Annotated in this window: 14 protein-coding genes; 4 read left to right on the top strand and 10 right to left on the bottom strand. The window is 54.4% G+C overall.

The features are described 5' to 3' along the window. Positions 1 to 36: 36 nt before the first annotated feature. From fadA to REIFOR_RS07770, 5 genes are all read right to left on the bottom strand, one after another. Positions 37 to 1,212: an acetyl-CoA C-acyltransferase FadA gene (gene fadA / locus REIFOR_RS07790; RefSeq protein WP_100257018.1), complete on the bottom strand. Its 1,176-nt coding sequence runs from the start codon at positions 1,210 to 1,212 to the stop codon at positions 37 to 39. 12 nt (positions 1,213 to 1,224) lie between these two features. Beyond that, positions 1,225 to 3,372 carry a fatty acid oxidation complex subunit alpha FadB gene (fadB, locus tag REIFOR_RS07785; RefSeq protein ID WP_100257017.1) on the bottom strand — a complete coding sequence of 716 codons (2,148 nt, stop codon included), beginning with the start codon at positions 3,370 to 3,372 and terminating at the stop codon, positions 1,225 to 1,227. 248 nt (positions 3,373 to 3,620) lie between these two features. Continuing rightward, complete coding sequence (locus tag REIFOR_RS07780; RefSeq protein ID WP_100257016.1) at positions 3,621 to 4,133, bottom strand: hypothetical protein; 513 nt, start codon at positions 4,131 to 4,133, stop codon at positions 3,621 to 3,623. Between the two features lie 3 nt (positions 4,134 to 4,136). After that, entirely contained in the window at positions 4,137 to 4,853 is a 717-nt protein-coding gene (locus REIFOR_RS07775) for a DUF6901 family protein (RefSeq protein ID WP_100257015.1), read from the bottom strand. A gap of 25 nt (positions 4,854 to 4,878) precedes the next feature. Continuing rightward, positions 4,879 to 6,732, bottom strand: a complete 1,854-nt coding sequence (locus tag REIFOR_RS07770; RefSeq protein WP_227003799.1) for an ATP-binding cassette domain-containing protein — start codon at positions 6,730 to 6,732, stop codon at positions 4,879 to 4,881. Between the two features lie 132 nt (positions 6,733 to 6,864). On the opposite strand from REIFOR_RS07770, the gene REIFOR_RS07765 reads away from it, so the two are divergent. From REIFOR_RS07765 to REIFOR_RS07755, 3 genes are all read left to right on the top strand, one after another. After that, positions 6,865 to 7,956 carry an efflux RND transporter periplasmic adaptor subunit gene (locus REIFOR_RS07765; RefSeq protein WP_145980262.1) on the top strand — a complete coding sequence of 364 codons (1,092 nt, stop codon included), beginning with the start codon at positions 6,865 to 6,867 and terminating at the stop codon, positions 7,954 to 7,956. Positions 7,957 to 7,967: 11 nt separating this feature from the next. Then, a complete protein-coding gene (locus tag REIFOR_RS07760; protein ID WP_227003798.1) occupies positions 7,968 to 11,087 on the top strand; it encodes an efflux RND transporter permease subunit in 3,120 nt (1,039 codons plus the stop codon). A gap of 167 nt (positions 11,088 to 11,254) precedes the next feature. Then, entirely contained in the window at positions 11,255 to 13,159 is a 1,905-nt protein-coding gene (locus REIFOR_RS07755) for a lytic transglycosylase domain-containing protein (RefSeq protein WP_100257012.1), read from the top strand. Positions 13,160 to 13,180: 21 nt separating this feature from the next. Here the strand turns inward: REIFOR_RS07755 and REIFOR_RS07750 are convergent, their stop codons facing one another. The 5 genes from REIFOR_RS07750 to REIFOR_RS07735 form a co-directional block, all read right to left on the bottom strand. Further along, positions 13,181 to 13,984 (bottom strand): MOSC domain-containing protein, encoded by an 804-nt coding sequence (locus REIFOR_RS07750; RefSeq protein WP_158524326.1) that lies wholly within the window; start codon positions 13,982 to 13,984, stop codon positions 13,181 to 13,183. Between the two features lie 137 nt (positions 13,985 to 14,121). After that, a complete protein-coding gene (locus tag REIFOR_RS07745; RefSeq protein WP_100257010.1) occupies positions 14,122 to 14,655 on the bottom strand; it encodes a DUF6436 domain-containing protein in 534 nt (177 codons plus the stop codon). A 19-nt stretch (positions 14,656 to 14,674) separates the two neighbouring features. Then, positions 14,675 to 14,821 carry a hypothetical protein gene (locus REIFOR_RS16860; protein WP_158524325.1) on the bottom strand — a complete coding sequence of 49 codons (147 nt, stop codon included), beginning with the start codon at positions 14,819 to 14,821 and terminating at the stop codon, positions 14,675 to 14,677. 47 nt (positions 14,822 to 14,868) lie between these two features. Further along, the gene (locus tag REIFOR_RS07740) at positions 14,869 to 15,135 is read right to left on the bottom strand and encodes a glutaredoxin family protein (protein WP_100257009.1); all 267 of its coding nucleotides are present in this window, start codon (positions 15,133 to 15,135) and stop codon (positions 14,869 to 14,871) included. Positions 15,136 to 15,236: 101 nt separating this feature from the next. Continuing rightward, positions 15,237 to 16,283, bottom strand: coding sequence for a DUF5610 domain-containing protein (locus REIFOR_RS07735; protein ID WP_100257008.1), 1,047 nt, complete (start codon positions 16,281 to 16,283; stop codon positions 15,237 to 15,239). 308 nt (positions 16,284 to 16,591) lie between these two features. Between REIFOR_RS07735 and REIFOR_RS07730 the strand changes: the two genes are divergently transcribed. Further along, a complete protein-coding gene (locus REIFOR_RS07730; protein WP_100257007.1) occupies positions 16,592 to 17,497 on the top strand; it encodes a LysR family transcriptional regulator in 906 nt (301 codons plus the stop codon). Positions 17,498 to 17,524: the final 27 nt, after the last annotated feature.

The raw sequence follows: 17,524 nt of genomic DNA, 5'->3' as shown, positions 1-17,524 counted from the left end.
TTGCGCGCCATGCGACTTGCTTAGGACCGCGCTACCTCAGACCCGCTCGATAACAGTACTGATACCCTGCCCTAAGCCGATACACATGGTCGCCAAGCCAAACTGAGCGTCGCGCTGCTCTAAGACATTTAATAGGGTCCCGGTGATACGTGCCCCGGAACAGCCAAACGGATGCCCCAAGGCAATGGCGCCGCCATGAATATTGACGTGGTCATCCATCCGATCGAGTAATTTCAGATCCTTCAATACCGGTAAGGCCTGGGCCGCGAAGGCCTCATTAAGCTCAATGTAGTCCATATCCGCGATCGTCATGCCGAGCTTTTTTAGCGCTTTTTGGCTCGCCGGCACCGGGCCATAACCCATAATAGAGGGATCGACCCCGGCCAGGCCCATAGCGCGAATAACGGCCCGAGGCTTGAGGCCTAATTCTTGGGCTTTTTTATGAGACATCACCAACATGGCGGAGGCGCCATCGGTAATCTGGCTCGAGGTTCCGGCGGTCACGGTGCCGCTTTTCGGATCGAAGGCGGGCCGTAATTCGGCCAAGCCTGCCAGGGTCGTTTCCGGTCGAATAGTTTCGTCGTGGATCATTTTGTAAGGGTTGCCCTGCGCATCGTGGCCAAGCATCGGTAAGATTTCGGCGCTAAAATCCCCCGCCAGTGTGGCTTGCTGCGCCCGTTGATGGGAGCGATAGCCGAAGGCGTCCTGTTGTTCACGCGAGATGCCATGCATTTTCGCTAACAGTTCTGCCGTTAAGCCCATCATACCGGCGGCCTTAGCGGCCCCTTTGGACAGTGCCGGGTTGGCATCGACGCCGTGCATCATGCTGACATGGCCCATATGCTCGACACCACCGATCAAGTAAATGTCACCATTATCGGATTGAATATTGGCCGTTGCTATATGCAGCGCCGACATCGAGGAGCCACACAGACGGGAGATGGTCTGCGCCGTGGTGGTGTGTGGAATACGAGTTAACAACTGCATCATCCGCGCGACGTTCCAGCCCTGCTCCAGAGTCTGATTGACGCAACCCCAGATAATATCGTCAATTTCCGCCGGATCGAGCGCTGCGTTGCGTGCCAGCAGGCCATTGACCAGATCCGCGCTCAGGCTTTCGGCCCGCGTGAAGCGAAAACTGCCGCCCTTGCTGCGGCCCATGGGAGTACGGGCAAAGTCTACGATTACTGCATCATTGTCTTGAAGTTTCATGTTGACCGTCTCCTATTGGGTGTAAAATGTTTGATTATTGGCTGCCATGTCGCGCAGTTTTTGGGTCGGCTCATAGAGCTTGCCAAGCTCTTGATAGCGATCACACAGGGCCACAAAGGCGGCCGCGCCGAGATCATCGACATACTTCAGGGCACCGCCACGGAAAGGCGGGAAACCGACGCCATAGATCAGACCCAGATCGGCCTCGGCCGCACTGGCGACGATGCCATCCTCTAGGCAGCGAATGGTCTCCAGACACATGGGTAGCATCAGCCGATGGATAATGTCATCATCGCTCAGCTCCCGCTGGTCCAAACGCACCGTAGCGACCAGCTCATGCGCGCTCGGATCGGACGTCTTTTTCAGCTTGCCCTTTTTATCGAGCGCGTATTGATAAAACCCACTGCCATTTTTCTGACCATAGCGTTCGGCATCGAACATCACATCCATCGCCGTGCGATAATCCTGCTGCATGCGATCCGGGAAGCCCTCCGCCATCACTGCCTGGGCATGGACACCGGTATCGATACCAACCACGTCCATTAGATAGGCCGGACCCATGGGCCAGCCGAAGCGTTCCATCAGCTTATCGACCCGTTCAAAGTCGGCGCCGTCACGCAATAGACCGGCAAAACCACCAAAATAGGGAAAGAGGATTCGATTCACCAAGAAACCCGGGCAATCATTGACGACAATCGGGGTTTTGCCCATTTTCTGGGCATAGGCCACCACGGTTGCGATGGTTTCTTCGGAAGTTTTTTCACCCCGAATCACTTCCACCAGCGGCATCCGATTGACCGGATTGAAAAAGTGCATGCCGCAGAAGTCTTCCGGCCGGGTCAGGACGCTAGCCAACTCTGTAATCGAGATGGTTGAGGTATTGGACGCTAAGACGGCACCGGGCCGCAGATGCGTTTCGGCCTCGGCCAAAACCGTCTTTTTAACCCGGACGTTTTCCACGACCGCCTCTACGCAGACATCTACCTGGTTAAAATCGCCATAACTCAGGGTCGGTCTAATGCGCGTTAGCGTCTGGGCCACGCCGCGCACGTCCAAACGTTTGCGCTCCACCGCGGCGAGTAAAATATTAGTGGCCTCATCGAGGCCCAATTGCAGCCCGGCTTCATTGATGTCCTTCATCAGGATCGACGTGCCCTTGTAGGCACTCTGGTAGGCGATACCGCCGCCCATAATGCCGGCGCCTAGCACCGCGGCCTGCTTAACATCGCGCGCGGCTTTCGCGTGCTGTTTAGCAATCTTCTTGATTTTTTGATCATTTAAAAACAGCCCGATGAGGTTTTTCGCCACAGCCGTCTTGGCCATCTTGGCAAAACCCTTAGCTTCAATAGCCAACGCCTTATCGCGCTCGAAACCGGCGTGTTTTTGCATGGTTTTAATGGCCTCAACTGGGGCCGGATAGTGCTTACCGGCCTTGGCCGCGACAAAGCCCTTAGCGGTTTCAAAAACCATCATGCTTTCAATTGGATTGAGCTGTAATTTGCCCTGTTTGGCTTGACGCCGCTGCAGGTAGTCCAATTCACCACTGGCTACCCGATGCAATAGCACCAAGGCCTCGGCCTTAACCTGCTCGTGCTCGATGACCGCATCAACTGCACCATCGCTGAGGGCGGCGGCGGCATTCTTTTCGGCACCAGAGGCGATCCATTCGATGGCATTATCGGCGCCGATCAGGCGCGACAGGCGCACCGTGCCGCCAAAACCGGGAAACAGGCCGAGCTTGACCTCCGGCAGGCCGACCTTGGCCTGGGTCGACATCAAACGATAATCACAGGCTAAGGCCATCTCCATGCCACCGCCTAGGCAGATGCCATTGATCGCGACGACGGTGGGAAACGGTAAATCCTCAAAGGCGCTAAAAATCGCGTTGGCCTTGAGCACATCGACAATAATGCCCGCCTCGTCTTGTTCAAACCACTGTTGGAATTCGTTAATATCGGCGCCGACGATAAAGCTCTGTTTTGCACTGGTCACCAACAATCCCTTCAGCTTTGCCGCACGCATGTGCTCAGTTGCTGCACCCAGCTCAGCCAGGGTCAGTTGATCGAATTTATTGACCGACTCGCCGGCCAGATCAAAGACCAGCTCGGCTAAATCCCCGGCGAGCGAGGTCACGGTGATGTTCTTGCCCTGGTAGATCATGTTTTGTCTCCATTAGTGTTGTGACACGAACCGGCCTAACAATGTGTCCCGATCTAGTCGTTTGGCTCAACAATCGCATGATTGTCTGGCAATAAATGCGCAAAACGACTTTATCAAACGAAAGTTTCAAACGCTTGTTTGATTTATCAAATACAATAGCCTTACGCCGCCATATGTCAACCAATGAACGGTCTGAATGCCATCGCACGGCGCTGCGTTGTGGAAGGAAAGTTCGGCCCGAATGGGCCTTAGGCAGAGCCCACTAGTCGTTGCTGGGCCACCTGAGCAATATCGGTTAAGACCCGCTTCAAGCGTTCGAAACTCAGCTCTGGATCGCTTTCGTCCCAACTTAGGCCGATAGAACCGGCACTCAAGGAAATGAGCTGGATCGACACGGGTAAGGCCGTCAAAATATTCTTTAAATGCTGGTATTGGCTTTCGTTCAGCCCGTCTCGTTGGTCCCATGCCCAACCGTCGGGCAAATAGGCACCGGCTTCACCGGTGGTTCGCAGCACCGTAAAATGCCCCTCTGAGCTGGCGCTCAATTGCACGGGCAACTGGTATAGGGTGACGATTTGAAAGCGCTGATTGACGCGGCCGTGTGCACTGGTATCCGGCACGCGAAGGCTGCCCAAACTGAAGCCCTGCGCGAGTGCGCGCGAGCGCAGTTTGGCCAGAAACTGATCCCGCGGCGAGGGCTTGAGCCACATAAAGGACCCGACGAGCAACAGTACGGCTAGGATCGGTAGCCAAATGGCCATATCTTAGGTCTCCTTTTGGCCAGCAATAGCCTGCAATGAATCGGTTTCGTTTAAGAACCGGCTTTTAATCTTGTTTAGCTGTGTCTCCAGTGAATAGGACACACTCGACGATAGGGTGAAAAAGCTCAACAAGGCTTTCAAGTTACTGTCCCGTTCACACGCACTATGAACCCGCTGCCAGAGCGCTTGATTGACCAACTGCAGCTCCCGGTTCAAGTTCACCAGACCCTCGAGATTCCAGTCAGTGGCTTGGTTATCTTTGAGGTTAAAATACTGGCGCAACAGATAGGTCCCGGCGCTGCGGATGATAAATTCATCCTGATTGGCAAATGGCAAATGGGTATGCGCCATCGGCCGCAGTTTTTTGAGTATCGGGCATTCACTGTTGGCCAACACCAAACCCATCAGCGAGCGCAAGCCCTCCTCCAAGCCGGTTGTTTTCCGATATTCACGCTCGGCCGACACTACCGTCACCTCAACCTTGGTAAAGCCCGGCATCTTGCGAAAGTCTTCGATAATGGGCTGAATGTCCAGCGCCGCCGGGCAGTGTTCGACCTGCTCACGCTTGAGCGGGCAGTTTGAACACTGACAATAAGCCAATTGGGTCCAGGCCGCCGGCGTCACCGCCGCTCGGTCCGGCTTGGTTTCCGACGCTGAGGCTGTTTCAATCTTCAGTTCAGAGCCATCTTCTAAGAACTTAAACAGATACGTGATACTCATTTGTCGCTCCGTTGGCAATCTCTAATTACCCGACCATATCCTCCAGTTCAGCCCAGCGCTCAAAGGTGGTGTTGAGCGTGCTTTCAAGCTGGAGCAAATGTTCAAGTTTTGGGCCGGTCACCGTCGAGGGGCTGCTATAGAAACCTGGCGCTGCGATCTCTGCGGTCAGGGTCGCAATATCCGACTCCAACTGTTCAATCACCGGCTGCATCTGATCAAACTCGCGTTGATCTTTATAGCTGCGCTTCTTGGCCTTAACCGGCGCTACTGCGGCCACATTTGCGACCGTTTCATCCTTAAGCGTAGCAGCTTGCGCAGTGGGTGTGGTGGTTTTAGCCTCGGGCCATTTGCCACCCTGAGCTTTCCAATCTTCATAGCCACCAGCATAGGCGCGGACATTACCGTTACCTTCGAAGGCCCAGGTTTTGGTCGCCAATTGGTCGAGAAAATAACGATCGTGACTGACCAATAGCACCGTCCCGGTGAAGTCCGACAACCGATCGATCAACAGTTCCAAGGTGTCCATATCCAGATCGTTGGTCGGTTCATCCATCACCAATAGATTGGCCGGCAGGCTGAACAGCTTAGCGAGCAGTAATCGGTTGGTTTCCCCCCCGCTGAGCTGGCGAACCTTCATCCGGCTGCGTTCTGGCGCGAACAAGAAATCCTCTAAATAGCTGATAACGTGTCGGCTTTTGCCGCCAATGTCGATAAAGTCACGACCTTCAGAGACCGAATCGACCAAGGTTTTTTCCGGATCGAGAGCCATTCGAGCTTGATCAAAGTAGGCTACGTTGAGCTTAGTGCCCTGGGTGACCACGCCATGCGTTGGCGCCAACTCTTCCAACATCATCTTCAGAAGCGTCGATTTGCCGATACCATTGGGGCCAATTAGGGCGATCTTATCGCCACGCAGCACAACCTCGGTAAAATCCTTAATAACCGGCTCGAGCTCGGGTCTGTAGCGGAAGCTGGCGTTGAGTAACTCAACCACCATCTTGCCGCTCTGGGCCTGGGCATTGATGCTGAACTTCGCTGTGCCCTGTTGAAAACGCCGTTCGCCCAATTCACTGCGCATAGCCTTCAAGGCTCGGACGCGACCTTCATTACGGGTCCGACGGGCCTTGATGCCTTGGCGAATCCAGACCTCTTCTTGGGCCAGCACCTTGTTTTGCAACGCCCGCTGAGTGGCTTCAACTTCCATAGCCTTTTCCTTGCTTTCAAGGTACAGCTCATAGGGCGCTGGAAAGGACGTGATATCGCCGCGGTCCAGGTCGATGACGCGGGTCGCCAAGCTATCGATAAAGGCCCGGTCGTGCGATACAAATATAAGCGTACCCTTGAAGTTGCGCAGCAGCTCCTCGAGCCATTCGACCATACGAATGTCCAGGTGGTTGGTGGGCTCGTCCAGGATCAACAGATCCGGCTCGCCGACCAGCGCCTGAGCCAGCAATACGCGCCGCCGCCAGCCGCCGGATAGGCTATCAAAAGCCTGTTCCGGATTTAGATCGAGACGGGTAATGATGGTCTCGGCCTTGGTTTGAAAATGCCAACCGTCATTTTCTTCGATGATATGTTGCAGCACCCCCATGCGATCGAAATCCGGATCCGGATCGCTGATCAGCTGTTGGTACTCAAACAAAGCATCGCCGGTCGCGGCGGCACCGGACAGCACCACCTGCATTACGCTGCGTTTATCACCGGCAGGCAGTTCTTGCTGTAGGTGACCGATCCGTATCCCCTGGGAGAACTTAATCACCCCATGGTCGGGCAGATGCTGGCCGAGAATCAATTTTAGTAGGGTTGATTTACCCGCCCCATTGCGACCGACGAGCGCCAAACGCTCGCCCTTCTCTACCGCAAAGGAGCACTTATCCATAAGTGGAGCGGCCCCTAATGCGAACTGTACTTGATCAAATATTATTAGACTCATAAACACTGACTTATGGCACTAGGTGCCCAAAAGAATTCGGATTAATGTTCGGCGCAATTTTATACTGAGGTTAATTGTGTGTCTAAAAGTAGATTAGCAGGACCCATTCTAGCGGTCTTAATATCCGTAGCCTTTATAGTGTGGATGGTCTCAGGCGCCTCAAAAGAGGCCGATACTGTGATTACCAACGCCGGCACTGTCAAGTCACTTATTCCAAGTGTGCAAGTAGTGACCAGTATTTCACGCCAAGTTCAGCAATCTTTAGCGATTAATGGCATCACCGAAGCCGATCGGTTCGTCACGATTCGCAGTGAGGCGACCGGTAAGGTGCTCAACGTTTACAAGCAGGATGGCGACACGGTCAAAGCCGGTGAAGTTATCGTTCGGCTCGACACGCAAGACCTGCCCGCCCGGATTCGTCAGGTCCAGGCCTTCTTGGATCAAACCCGCCTGGAATACGAGGGCGCCAAGAAACTGCGCTTGCAGGGCTTGCTCAATGAAGCGCAACTTGCCGCCAGCCTGACCAATCTTGAACAGGCCAAATCACAATTAGCCAGTTTGACCCTACAATTGGACAACTTTACCATTCGCGCCTCCTTTGCTGGGCAGATCGAAAACACCCATATAGAGCTCGGTAGCTATATCCGCCAGGGCGATGCCATTGCCGATGTCTATGATTACAGTCAGCTTAAGTTTGTTGGTGCGGTCTCGGAAAAAGACATCCAATCGCTTAAATTAAAACAACCGGCCACCGTTGAGTTGATCAGCGGTGACACGGTTGGCGCGACGGTGAGCTATATCGGCTCCGTCACCAACCCGGCGACGCGAACCTTCCAGGTCGAATTGACGGTTCCCAAGGTCGGTCGCTTTGTGTCCGGTGTGACCTCGGTTGCCAGCGTCGAACTGGGCCTGCTCCAAGGCCATTATATTAGTCCCGCCCTGCTCTTTATTAACGAAGATGGCCTAATGGGCCTGAAGACGCTCGATGCGGCCGAGACGGTACAATTTCGTGAAATCAGCATTATTCATTCCGATCCGAATGGGGTTTGGGTCGAAGGCTTGGACAACCAGGCTGACATCATTGTCGTTGGGCAGGGGTTTGTGACCATTGGCGACGTCACCAATCCGGTCAGGGTTCCATTCGACGCTGATATTGCGGTCGGAATTTAAGGGGAACTGTTGTGATTGGTATTATTAATGCGTCGTTAGACCGGACTCGCACGGTTATTTTGTTGTTTTTATTGGTCTTTCTGTCCGGTGTGGTCGCTTTGATTAACATCCCCAAGGAAGCCCAACCCGACATCACCATTCCCTATGTCTATGTCGGCACAGGGCTGGAGGGCATTTCGCCGGAGGACTCCGATCGGCTGCTGGTGCGGCCGCTCGAACAAGAGTTAAATTCGATCGAAGGCTTGAAGGAAATCACCAGCACCGCCAGCGAAGGCCGGGCAACCCTGACCTTGGAATTCGGTTTAGAGGTTGATATCGATGTCGCGCTCACCGACGTGCGCCAAGCTGTGGATGCAGCCAAGGGTAAACTGCCGGCCGAAGCGGATGATCCGACCGTCCAAGAAATCAACCTAGCGCTGTTCCCGGTGATCAATATTTCCCTCGCTGGCAACGTCGATGAACGCGTCCTATTCCGGGTGGCCGAAGACCTGAAAGAGCGTCTTGAGTCGCTATCGGGAATTCTCGAGGCCACCATTAACGGCAAGCGCGAGGAAGTGGCCGAGATCATTATCGATCCGGCTCAGATGTCCAGTTACAACATTTCCCATAGCGAGCTGTTCAACCTAGTGTCGCGGAATAATCAGTTGGTCACCGCCGGCAATCTGGACACCGGAGCCGGCCGATTCTCGTTTAAGGTGCCGGGCCTGATTGAGACCTCGGAAGACATTTTAGACCTGCCGATAAAGGTTTCCGGCGATACGGTGGTGCGCTTTAGAGATATAGCTGTGGCGCAACGGACCTACAAGGACGCCAATAGTATTTCCCGGGTCGACGGACAACCGGCGGTGACCCTGGAAGTCAAGAAACGCGTTGGTGAAAACGTCATCGCCACCATCGATCAGGCCAAGGAAGTGGTCGCGGCGGTCAGCCCCTTTTGGCCCGAAGGCATTACCGTGACCTTTACCCAGGATAATTCGGTGATGATCAAGCAGCAGTTAAACGACCTGTTTAACTCGGTGCTGACCGCCACCCTACTGGTGTTTGTGGTCATTGTCTGGACCCTGGGCGTGCGCAGTGCCGTGCTGGTCGGTTTGGCGATACCGGCCTCGTTTTTAGCGGCTATTTTAACTCTCTCGTTAATGGGTATCACCCTCAATATCGTCGTGCTGTTCGCCTTGATCCTATCAGTTGGTATGTTGGTCGATGGTGCCATCGTGGTCACCGAATATGCCGACCGACGTATGTCGGAAGGCGCCGATAAGAAAAGTGCTTATCGCGAAGCCGCTACGCGCATGGCTTGGCCGGTCATTGCCTCGACAGCCACAACATTGGCGGTGTTTATGCCGCTATTATTTTGGCCGGGTTTGCCCGGCGAATTTATGGGCTTTCTACCGAAAACCGTGTTGATCACCCTAACGGCCTCTATGGTCATGGCCTTGATCGCCGTGCCGGCCTTCGGTTTTATGTTTGGCAAACCTATCGCGGTATCGAAAAATCAGAAAAAGACCATGGATGCCATCGATCATGGCGAGTTCCATAAGATCCCCGGCATCCTCGGTATGTATGTGCGCTTTATTGGCTTGCTTTTGCGCCATGCCGGTAAGGTGACGCTGATGTTTATTGCCGGCTTTGCCTTTATCGTCTTCGCCATCGGTGAGAATCCGCCCACTACCGAGTTTTTCCCCAATGTCGATGCCGACTTCGGCTCTATTGTCGTGCGCGCGCGGGGCAATCTGTCCCTAGCCGAACGGGACACCCTGGTCAAACAGGTCGAGGCTAAGGTGCTCAAGGTGGCCAATGTCAAGACCGTGACCACCAAGGTCAATGCCTCGCCGCTGCGCGACTATCGGGAAGACACCATCGGCGTGATGATGCTGGAATTTGTCGATTGGACCCCAGCCCGTCCGGGCACGTCCATTATCATGGAACAGGTCGTCAACTCGGCCAATGATGTGCCGGGTATCGTGGTCGAAAGCAAGGAAGCCCAAATGGGGCCGACCACCGGTATCGACATCCAATTGCAGTTTTTCTCCGATGACTTGGTCGCTCTGCGCGCCGCCGTCGATCTGGTCGTCAAGCGAATGCAGGCTGACGTTCGCATTAAGGATGTGTCCGACAACCGACCCTTGGACGGTTTGGAATGGCGCATCGATGTCGATCGAGAAGCTGCGACCCGCTTTGGCACCGACGTTGCCACCGTGGGCTCATCGATCAGGATGATCACCAATGGCCTGAAGATTGGTTCCTACCGACCGGACGATGCCGACGACGAGGTCGATATTCGGGCCCGTTATCCCTTTAATGGCCGAGATCTGGACCAGATCGATGAACTGACCATCACCGTGCGTGGCCAACAGGTGCCGATCAGTAACTTTATCGAGCGCAAGGCGCAAAACAAGCAGGGCGACCTGTTCCGCACCGATGGTAAATTAACCTTTAATGTCGAGGCCAATCTGGCCGTCGGGGAGACCGTCTCGGTCGTGGTGGCCGATCTGGGCGTTGATCTACAAGCCCTGTACGACAGCGGTGAGTTCCCTGAGAATGTCGCGTTCCGCTTCGTCGGTGATCAACAAGAGCAGCAGGACACCATGACCTTCTTGGGCAATGCCTTCCTGATAGCGCTCTTTGCGATGTTTATTATCCTGGTTACCCAGTTTAATAGCCTGATGCAGGCGGTGTTGATCCTATCGGCCATTATCACCTCAACCTTGGCGGTATTTGCTTCCATACTGGTGACCGGGGGGACCTTCGGGATCGTGATGAGTGGTGTCGGCATCATTGCGTTGGCGGGTATCGTGGTGAATAACAACATCGTCTTGATCGATACCTACAATGTAATTCGCAAGCAAGGCTTGGCCCCGGTCGAGGCGGCCATGGTTACCTGTGCCCAGCGCATACGCCCTATCCTGCTGACCACCATCACGACCATCCTCGGTCTGATCCCGATGGTGATGCAGTTGACCATCGATATGGTGAATCGCGATATGTCCATCGGTGCCCCGTCATCCCAGTGGTGGACGCAGTTGTCCTCGGCGATCGCCGGCGGTTTGACCTTCGCCACGCTGTTAACCTTACTGTTGACGCCCTGTCTATTAATACTGATAGAGCGGCTTAAACGGACCAAGACCTAAGGCTTAGATCGATCGACCGATCACCTAATTGGCCAGCTTTGCTGGCCCTTTTTTTATGCTCAATTTGGTTAGATAAGTCGTTTGTGGGCCGAATAATCCGGTTCGAAACTTGTATTCTGAGTGAAATCCTTTAGCCTTGAATCAATCTTTTGCCAGCAGTGGTCATCATGCGTCTCACCCTAAGTTGTATATTGTTGTTCGGGTCCAGCCTGGCCGTGGCAAGCACAGATTTCGACGCCAAGCTTGAGCGCATAGATCAGGCTAAGCTCACCGAAGCCCAGTTGTTCGAATGGCAGGAAGAACTGCTCTTTCCCCATTATCATGAACATTGGCTGACTCAGAACATCACCACGCTGGACGCAGGCCAGGTTAAGCGTTTTCGTCAAAACCCAGCCAATAGAGCCGCCAATTGGTTTTTTCAACCGAAATGGCGTGATGAACTCGTGCGCCGCCAGGACTGGGTCACGATCAATCGTGTCTTTGCCAACCAAAGCGACCCAGAACGCATTTGCTATTATTTTGAATCCCGTCAGGCATTGGATCAACCGCTCGATACGGATGCCATTGAGAAACTCTGGCTGTCTGGACGGTCCCGGCCAGACAATTGCGACCCCTTCTTTAAGGGCTGGTTGGACGGTCTAAGCGATCCCACCCCGGTGGTGTGGCAACGTCAGCTCGCGGCCTTCTACGCCCGCAACGGCACCCTTTTGCGCTATTTGAACCGCTTCTACAGAGACCAAGAATCTCAGCAGCTCGGGCAATTTCTGGTTCGGGTCTATGACGACCCAACCGCAATTATCAGCCAACGCTACGATCCCAGCTCAGAACAGATGCGCGGGTTGGCGCTGGCAGCGGTGAATCGCCTGGCCTACCGAGATCCCCGCTCAGCCTCGAATCTTTGGTCACAAATTGTTAAGGCCAGTCCGGCAATCGACCCAGCCGATGTACGCACCGCATCTCGTTATCTGGGTATTGCCATGGCCAAACTGCCTTTACCCGAGGCGGCCTACTGGCTGGCCATTGCCGATCCCGATAAGGACGACGAGCTGGTTCAGCATTGGCGCCTACAGATCGCCCTAAGCCAAGAGGACTACCCGGCAATAGTGGCGTATTACCAGGACCTCAGTCCGAGCTTGCAACGCTCCGATCAATGGCTCTATTGGTATGGTCTGGCACGCTATAAGACTGAGGGCCAGCTGGCTGACGACAACAGCCTAATCGCCCTAAGTGGCCAGCGACTCTACTATGGTTTCTTGGCCGCCGGTGTCCTAGGTACCGAGCCGAGCTTAAATGCCAATCCACAGTATCCCCCACGGGATAGCAGCAAATTGGCGCAGCAGCCGGAACTGCGCCGCGCCAAAGCGCTATTTTTGGCCGGCCAGACAGCCCGAGCGCAAGTAGAATGGAATCTTTGGGTGCGCGAACAGGCCAACGGCGTACAACACAGCGCCGCCGAATTAGCGTTGAACTGGGGCTGGTATGCCAAGGCGTCACAATCCGCCGGTTGGAGCGGTCGCTATGATCTAATTCACCTGCGTTATCCCGATGCCTACGGTGCCTTTATCGAAGATCAAGCGGACCGTCTGAACTTACCCGCGTTTTGGCTTTATGGCGTTATGCGTCAAGAGAGCCGATATCAACACGCGGCGGTCAGTCCTGCCGGCGCCCATGGCCTAATGCAACTAATGCCGCGAACGGCGCGACAGGTCGCTACGCAACACAAGGTGCCCTATGCGACCACAGCGGATCTGCAACAGCCGGGCACCAATATCGCCCTGGGCAGTAATTACCTGAGTGATCTGATAAAAAGATTCGAGAACCCCGTTTATGCCACCGCAGCCTATAATGCCGGCCCGAGTCGAGTCATCCAATGGCGCGAACGCTTCCCAACCGAGATGACCATCTGGATCGAAAGCATTCCGTTCGATGAAACTCGTGGCTATGTTAAGTCGGTATTGGCCTACAGTCAGATCTATGCCCTTACCACTAAGACGGGATGGCGTATGTCAGCCTGGACAACCCCTGGCATTAGCTTTGTGAGCAATGATTCGATGGCCTTGGTGCCTCAATAGACTAGGGCCATCGGGGCAAACTTAGCCCGGGACTGTTACTAAAACTTGTCCGACCGACAATTGTCGACAGTGAATGGCGCAGGCGTTAAGGCCGAAGACCACCTTACTGTCGCGCTTAAGCTGGGCTTTTAACTGGGGATGTAAATCTTTTTGATAGACGCCGGTGAGCGGATCGATGGCCGGAACATTACAGCGCACACAGGGCTCGGCAAAGAGCAACTGGCCACCCTCCTCGCACTTTAGTGCGCCAATCTGATACTCGCTATCGGCCGGCACATCGATCACCACATTGGGCCGAAATCGGGCCATGGCCAAGGGATACTTAACCGCCTGGCTCAACTGTTTGAGACTCTGCACATTACAGACCAGTAAGGGAAAAACATCGGCGAAGCCAAAGGGCATCTGGTGTTGATCGACTGGGCAATAACGGCTTTCCAGATCGTCGAATTCCACCAGCCGCACCCATTCATCCAGCTGTTCAGAAAACCAGGCGGAAACCTCGAAGGATTTTTCTCGCGTCCGGATGGGCGTCGACCAGACCTCGGTGTCGATCAGCTGCTCGGTGCTCGCGTTATCCGCGATCAAGATGCCAGAGCCCTTATGATTACTGACCTGCCAGCCCCCCTCAAGCTGTGCAAGATGAAATTGTGACAACTGAGAATGAGAGCGCAGCGTCAGCATGCGGTTTTTTCCATCGACCAACATATAGCGCCGATCGTTAACCACCCCGGCGCTATTAAAACGCAGCGTCGCAACACTGACACCCCCGAGCGACTTCACCGGGTACACAAAGAGCGCCTTAATGGCCGTGGTCTGAGGTTGCATGCACATCACTCTGTTGGCTATTGGGCTATTCTAACGCAGCGCCTCGATCAAGTCACAAGCGACCGCTCGCCTGAGCTTGATCTCTGTCACCGGGGTAACTGGGCTCCCCGCGCTGGGGATTCGAATCGGCCTAGGCCTTAGGGCGTCAAGCAACGACAGGTCTGAACGTTCAGGCCGACCACCCGATGCTGAGGTAAGGCCTGCGGATCGGCAATAAAGCTATTAACCAGGCTGTCGCCACTGGCGCAGCGAATACCATCACTGTAGGCCCCGACATAGCGGACTTGCCCGCTGGTATCGGTAATTAAAATGGTCGGGCTGGCGCCAAGGACTGGCTCTAATAACACCGATCTGATCTCACCCAAGCCCCGATCGGCGCCATTAAACTGGTAAATATTAAAACCGTTTTCGGCGGCCTCGGCACTAATCTGCACCGCATGTGGCAGCGTCAGCAAGCGACACAGACAAGCACTGGGCAGCCAGTGAATGACCGCCGGATGGCGCAGCTGTTGCTGGCCATCGACCGTCTCTTGCCAGGCCGCAGCATAGGCGTTGGCGTCGGGTATCGATTCATTCAGCCAGCCCAAATAGGCCTGATTAAACCAAAGGCCGGCGCCCAATGGGCTGACCACCAGCGCAAGGGCCAATAACCAGGCGGATAGTGACTTCATTGTCTGCTCCGAAGGCTGATCAACGATTGATGGCACATCGGCCCCATTCACAACGAATCAATTGGTAATCGTCCTGACTGCAGAAGGCAGCATAGACTTCCACTGGCCAAGCGTTGCGCAATAGGGCGATGCTGGGCTGGCTAACCAAATACCAATAGCGTTTCACTGATGACCGGCTCCTATGGGTTTGAGCGGGTTTAGCTGGGCGAGCTACTAGCTTTGCCCCGCTCTGTTTGCGCTCAGATAGGCCGCTACCATTGAGGGCTCAAAAGGCCAACCGAGTATCTCATCGGCATGTTCCAACCTGATCACCGGAATGGTCTCGCCATAACGGGCGAGTAATTGCTCATCTAAGGCAATATCGATCTTTTCCACTTGCAGCGGTTCGATGAATGACGCTGCATCCAAGACCTGTTGAACGGCCGCTTCGGCCAACTCACACAGGTGGCACCCGAGCGTGTGATAGAGAAACAAGCGCATAGTAAACTTCCTGCCACAATGGCACCGGATGAATTTACGATTGTACACAAATCCTCAGGATATTGGACCGTTTTACCGGTCCCCTTGGCGGTTAGAGGCTACTAGGCTAGCAGGAGCTGGGCAATCTGACCCAGTCGACCGTGGTTAGTCGGGTGATTTTGCAGCGTCTGCAGAAACGCTTCTGGGGCGTTGAATTTCTCGGCCCAATGCAGCTGAGCCGCCATGAGTTTTTCGGCATATTGCTGCAACGGCTCTAGGCCTTTTGGCAAACGCCCCGGCAGGTCAGCGGTTTGGCTGTAGACCGAGACAGCTTTTTGCTCGACCTCTCTCATCGACAAATCGAGTGATTTTAGGCTCGAGCCATCTATATTCAGATCAGCGGCCATCTTGAAGGCGGTATCGTAGTCGCCGTCATAAAATTCCGCCGCCAGTTCATTGACTTGAGCCAGCAACAGATCTAGATCGGCCGCCTCTTGCTCGTTTAGGTCACCCTTGATGACCAGGCTGAACTCATTCGATTGGCGCGAGCCCCAGTTAGTCGAGGAATTACGCCCGAACTGCTGGTCTTCTAAACGGGCTTCTTGCTCGGCAACGGAGCGAATCAGGATCTGGTCGCCCTGCTCTGTGGTCAGGTTTAGGGCAAAGGTCTGCCGTTGGTATTGATACCGGCTGGCCCCGCGCTGCTGGGCAGGCTCGGCCCGGATCGGCGCTGCTATCGGTGTCTCCGCACTGGCGGCAACGGTGCTCAGATCGCGAGCATTGAGTTTATCGATAATTTGACCGAAGGCGGAATTAATCTTTAGGGTAAGCGGATCATCTAATGCATCCATGCCATCAAGGTAATCTTTGGCCTCGCCAAAACCCTGCTTGACCCCCTTCTCCGCCGATTGCCAGAGCGAGTCCAGTTCTGCGTCAGTTGCCCCATTAGCTTGCGCGGTGGCAATGCGCGCACTGGCAAAACCCCAAATCTGCTCGACGAGAGCCTCCACATTAAAGTTTTCCGCACGCGAGATCGGTGCCGATGGGGCCATCGCCTCGGTGGCAATTGGCTTGGCGTTCGAGTCGGTTTTCGCCGTGCCAGGCTGACTGGAGCGATAGTCGGCCGGGCTCATGGGGGCGCCTTGGGGATAGTTGAGATTTGAAATCATAAAAATTCCTTCTAGCTCGTGGCGGATGTATCATCGACCTGGTCGACCCATACCTACCCAATGAACCAACTTAACGATAGAAGGGTTAACGACTGCGGAGGTAAAAACTGAACCGCTAAAAGGTATCTATTTGTAAGCAAATACCCGCGCCAGTCCGATTAGGCCGCTGCCAGGCGCGCCCTTTTTACCGATGAATTTTCCGCTACTACGGCATTGTGAAATTATTTTCATCAATACCTCTGGATTATTATAAATAGAGGCTCTATTATTTTGCACTATTCTTCGAACTATCCTCAGGAAATAGCACTATGGCGCGCTTGGACTCTCTGATCATCTTCACCACCGTCGTCAAAGCCAACAACTTTACCAATGCCGCCCATCAGATTGGTCTGACGCCGTCGGCGGTCAGTAAGCAAATCAGCTTGTTAGAGGATCGCCTCGGGGTGCGTTTACTAAACAGAACCACCCGTTCGGTGAGCCCGACAGAGGCCGGCCAGCTGTTTTTTAATCGCTGCAGCCGCCTGCTCGAGGATTTGGAAGAGGCCGAACATATGGTCAAGGATCTTGAAACCAGCCCGCGCGGCACACTCAAGATTTCCGCTACCCCGACCTTCGGCCGATCGATGCTGATGAAAATCTTTGCGCAGTTCCTCATCCAGTATCCGAATGTGAACTTTGACCTTACCTTGGCCGACAAAGGCTTGGACCTGGTGCGCGAGGGCATCGATCTGGGCATTCATTTGGGCTCGCTGCAAGACAGCAGACTGGTGGCCCGGCCAGTGGCCCGGCAGAAGGTTATCTTGGCCGCGTCCAAGGAATACCTGGCCAAGCAAGGCAAGCCAGAGGCTTTGAATGAATTGGTTAATCACTTTATTTTGATGGTGTCGGGCATCGATTTCGCCGAACCGCGCTGGATCAAGCGCTTTATTAAGGAAGCCGGCCTGACCAACAAGGACCGGCGCTTTACGGTAAATGACTTGGACACACTCTGTGAAGCCACGCTCAATGGTATGGGCATCGCTGCCCTGCCCATCTATATGATTCGGGAACACCTAGATTCCGGTAAGCTGGTCCATATTCTGCCCGAAATCAACTTTCCAGTGCGCACCATCCATGTGGTCTATCCGGAAAATCGCTATCTGTCGGCCAAAAGCAGAGCCTTCGTCGATTTCATGGCCAGCTATTTCAGTGAACACAATCTCGACGATCTCTAGGCTCAGTGTCGCCATCGATGGCCGATG

Source organism: Reinekea forsetii (genome assembly GCF_002795845.1).
In the GTDB taxonomy this organism is placed as follows: Bacteria; Pseudomonadota; Gammaproteobacteria; order Pseudomonadales; family Natronospirillaceae; genus Reinekea; species Reinekea forsetii.
The sequence above is the reverse complement of the archived record's forward strand: the minus strand, read 5'-3'. Positions and strand labels throughout refer to the sequence as shown.

Bases quoted from the DNA above. Each gene is read 5' to 3' on its own strand.
- REIFOR_RS07750 (WP_158524326.1), bottom strand. From the start codon at position 13,984: ATGCAACCTCAGACCACGGCCATTAAGGCGCTCTTTGTGTACCCGGTG.
- REIFOR_RS07780 (WP_100257016.1), bottom strand. From the start codon at position 4,133: ATGGCCATTTGGCTACCGATCCTAGCCGTACTGTTGCTCGTCGGGTCC.
- REIFOR_RS07755 (WP_100257012.1), top strand. From the start codon at position 11,255: ATGCGTCTCACCCTAAGTTGTATATTGTTGTTCGGGTCCAGCCTGGCC.
- fadA (WP_100257018.1), bottom strand. From the start codon at position 1,212: ATGAAACTTCAAGACAATGATGCAGTAATCGTAGACTTTGCCCGTACT.
- REIFOR_RS07745 (WP_100257010.1), bottom strand. From the start codon at position 14,655: ATGAAGTCACTATCCGCCTGGTTATTGGCCCTTGCGCTGGTGGTCAGC.
- REIFOR_RS07775 (WP_100257015.1), bottom strand. From the start codon at position 4,853: ATGAGTATCACGTATCTGTTTAAGTTCTTAGAAGATGGCTCTGAACTG.
- REIFOR_RS07730 (WP_100257007.1), top strand. From the start codon at position 16,592: ATGGCGCGCTTGGACTCTCTGATCATCTTCACCACCGTCGTCAAAGCC.
- REIFOR_RS07735 (WP_100257008.1), bottom strand. From the start codon at position 16,283: ATGATTTCAAATCTCAACTATCCCCAAGGCGCCCCCATGAGCCCGGCC.
- fadB (WP_100257017.1), bottom strand. From the start codon at position 3,372: ATGATCTACCAGGGCAAGAACATCACCGTGACCTCGCTCGCCGGGGAT.
- REIFOR_RS07740 (WP_100257009.1), bottom strand. From the start codon at position 15,135: ATGCGCTTGTTTCTCTATCACACGCTCGGGTGCCACCTGTGTGAGTTG.
- REIFOR_RS07770 (WP_227003799.1), bottom strand. From the start codon at position 6,732: ATGGATAAGTGCTCCTTTGCGGTAGAGAAGGGCGAGCGTTTGGCGCTC.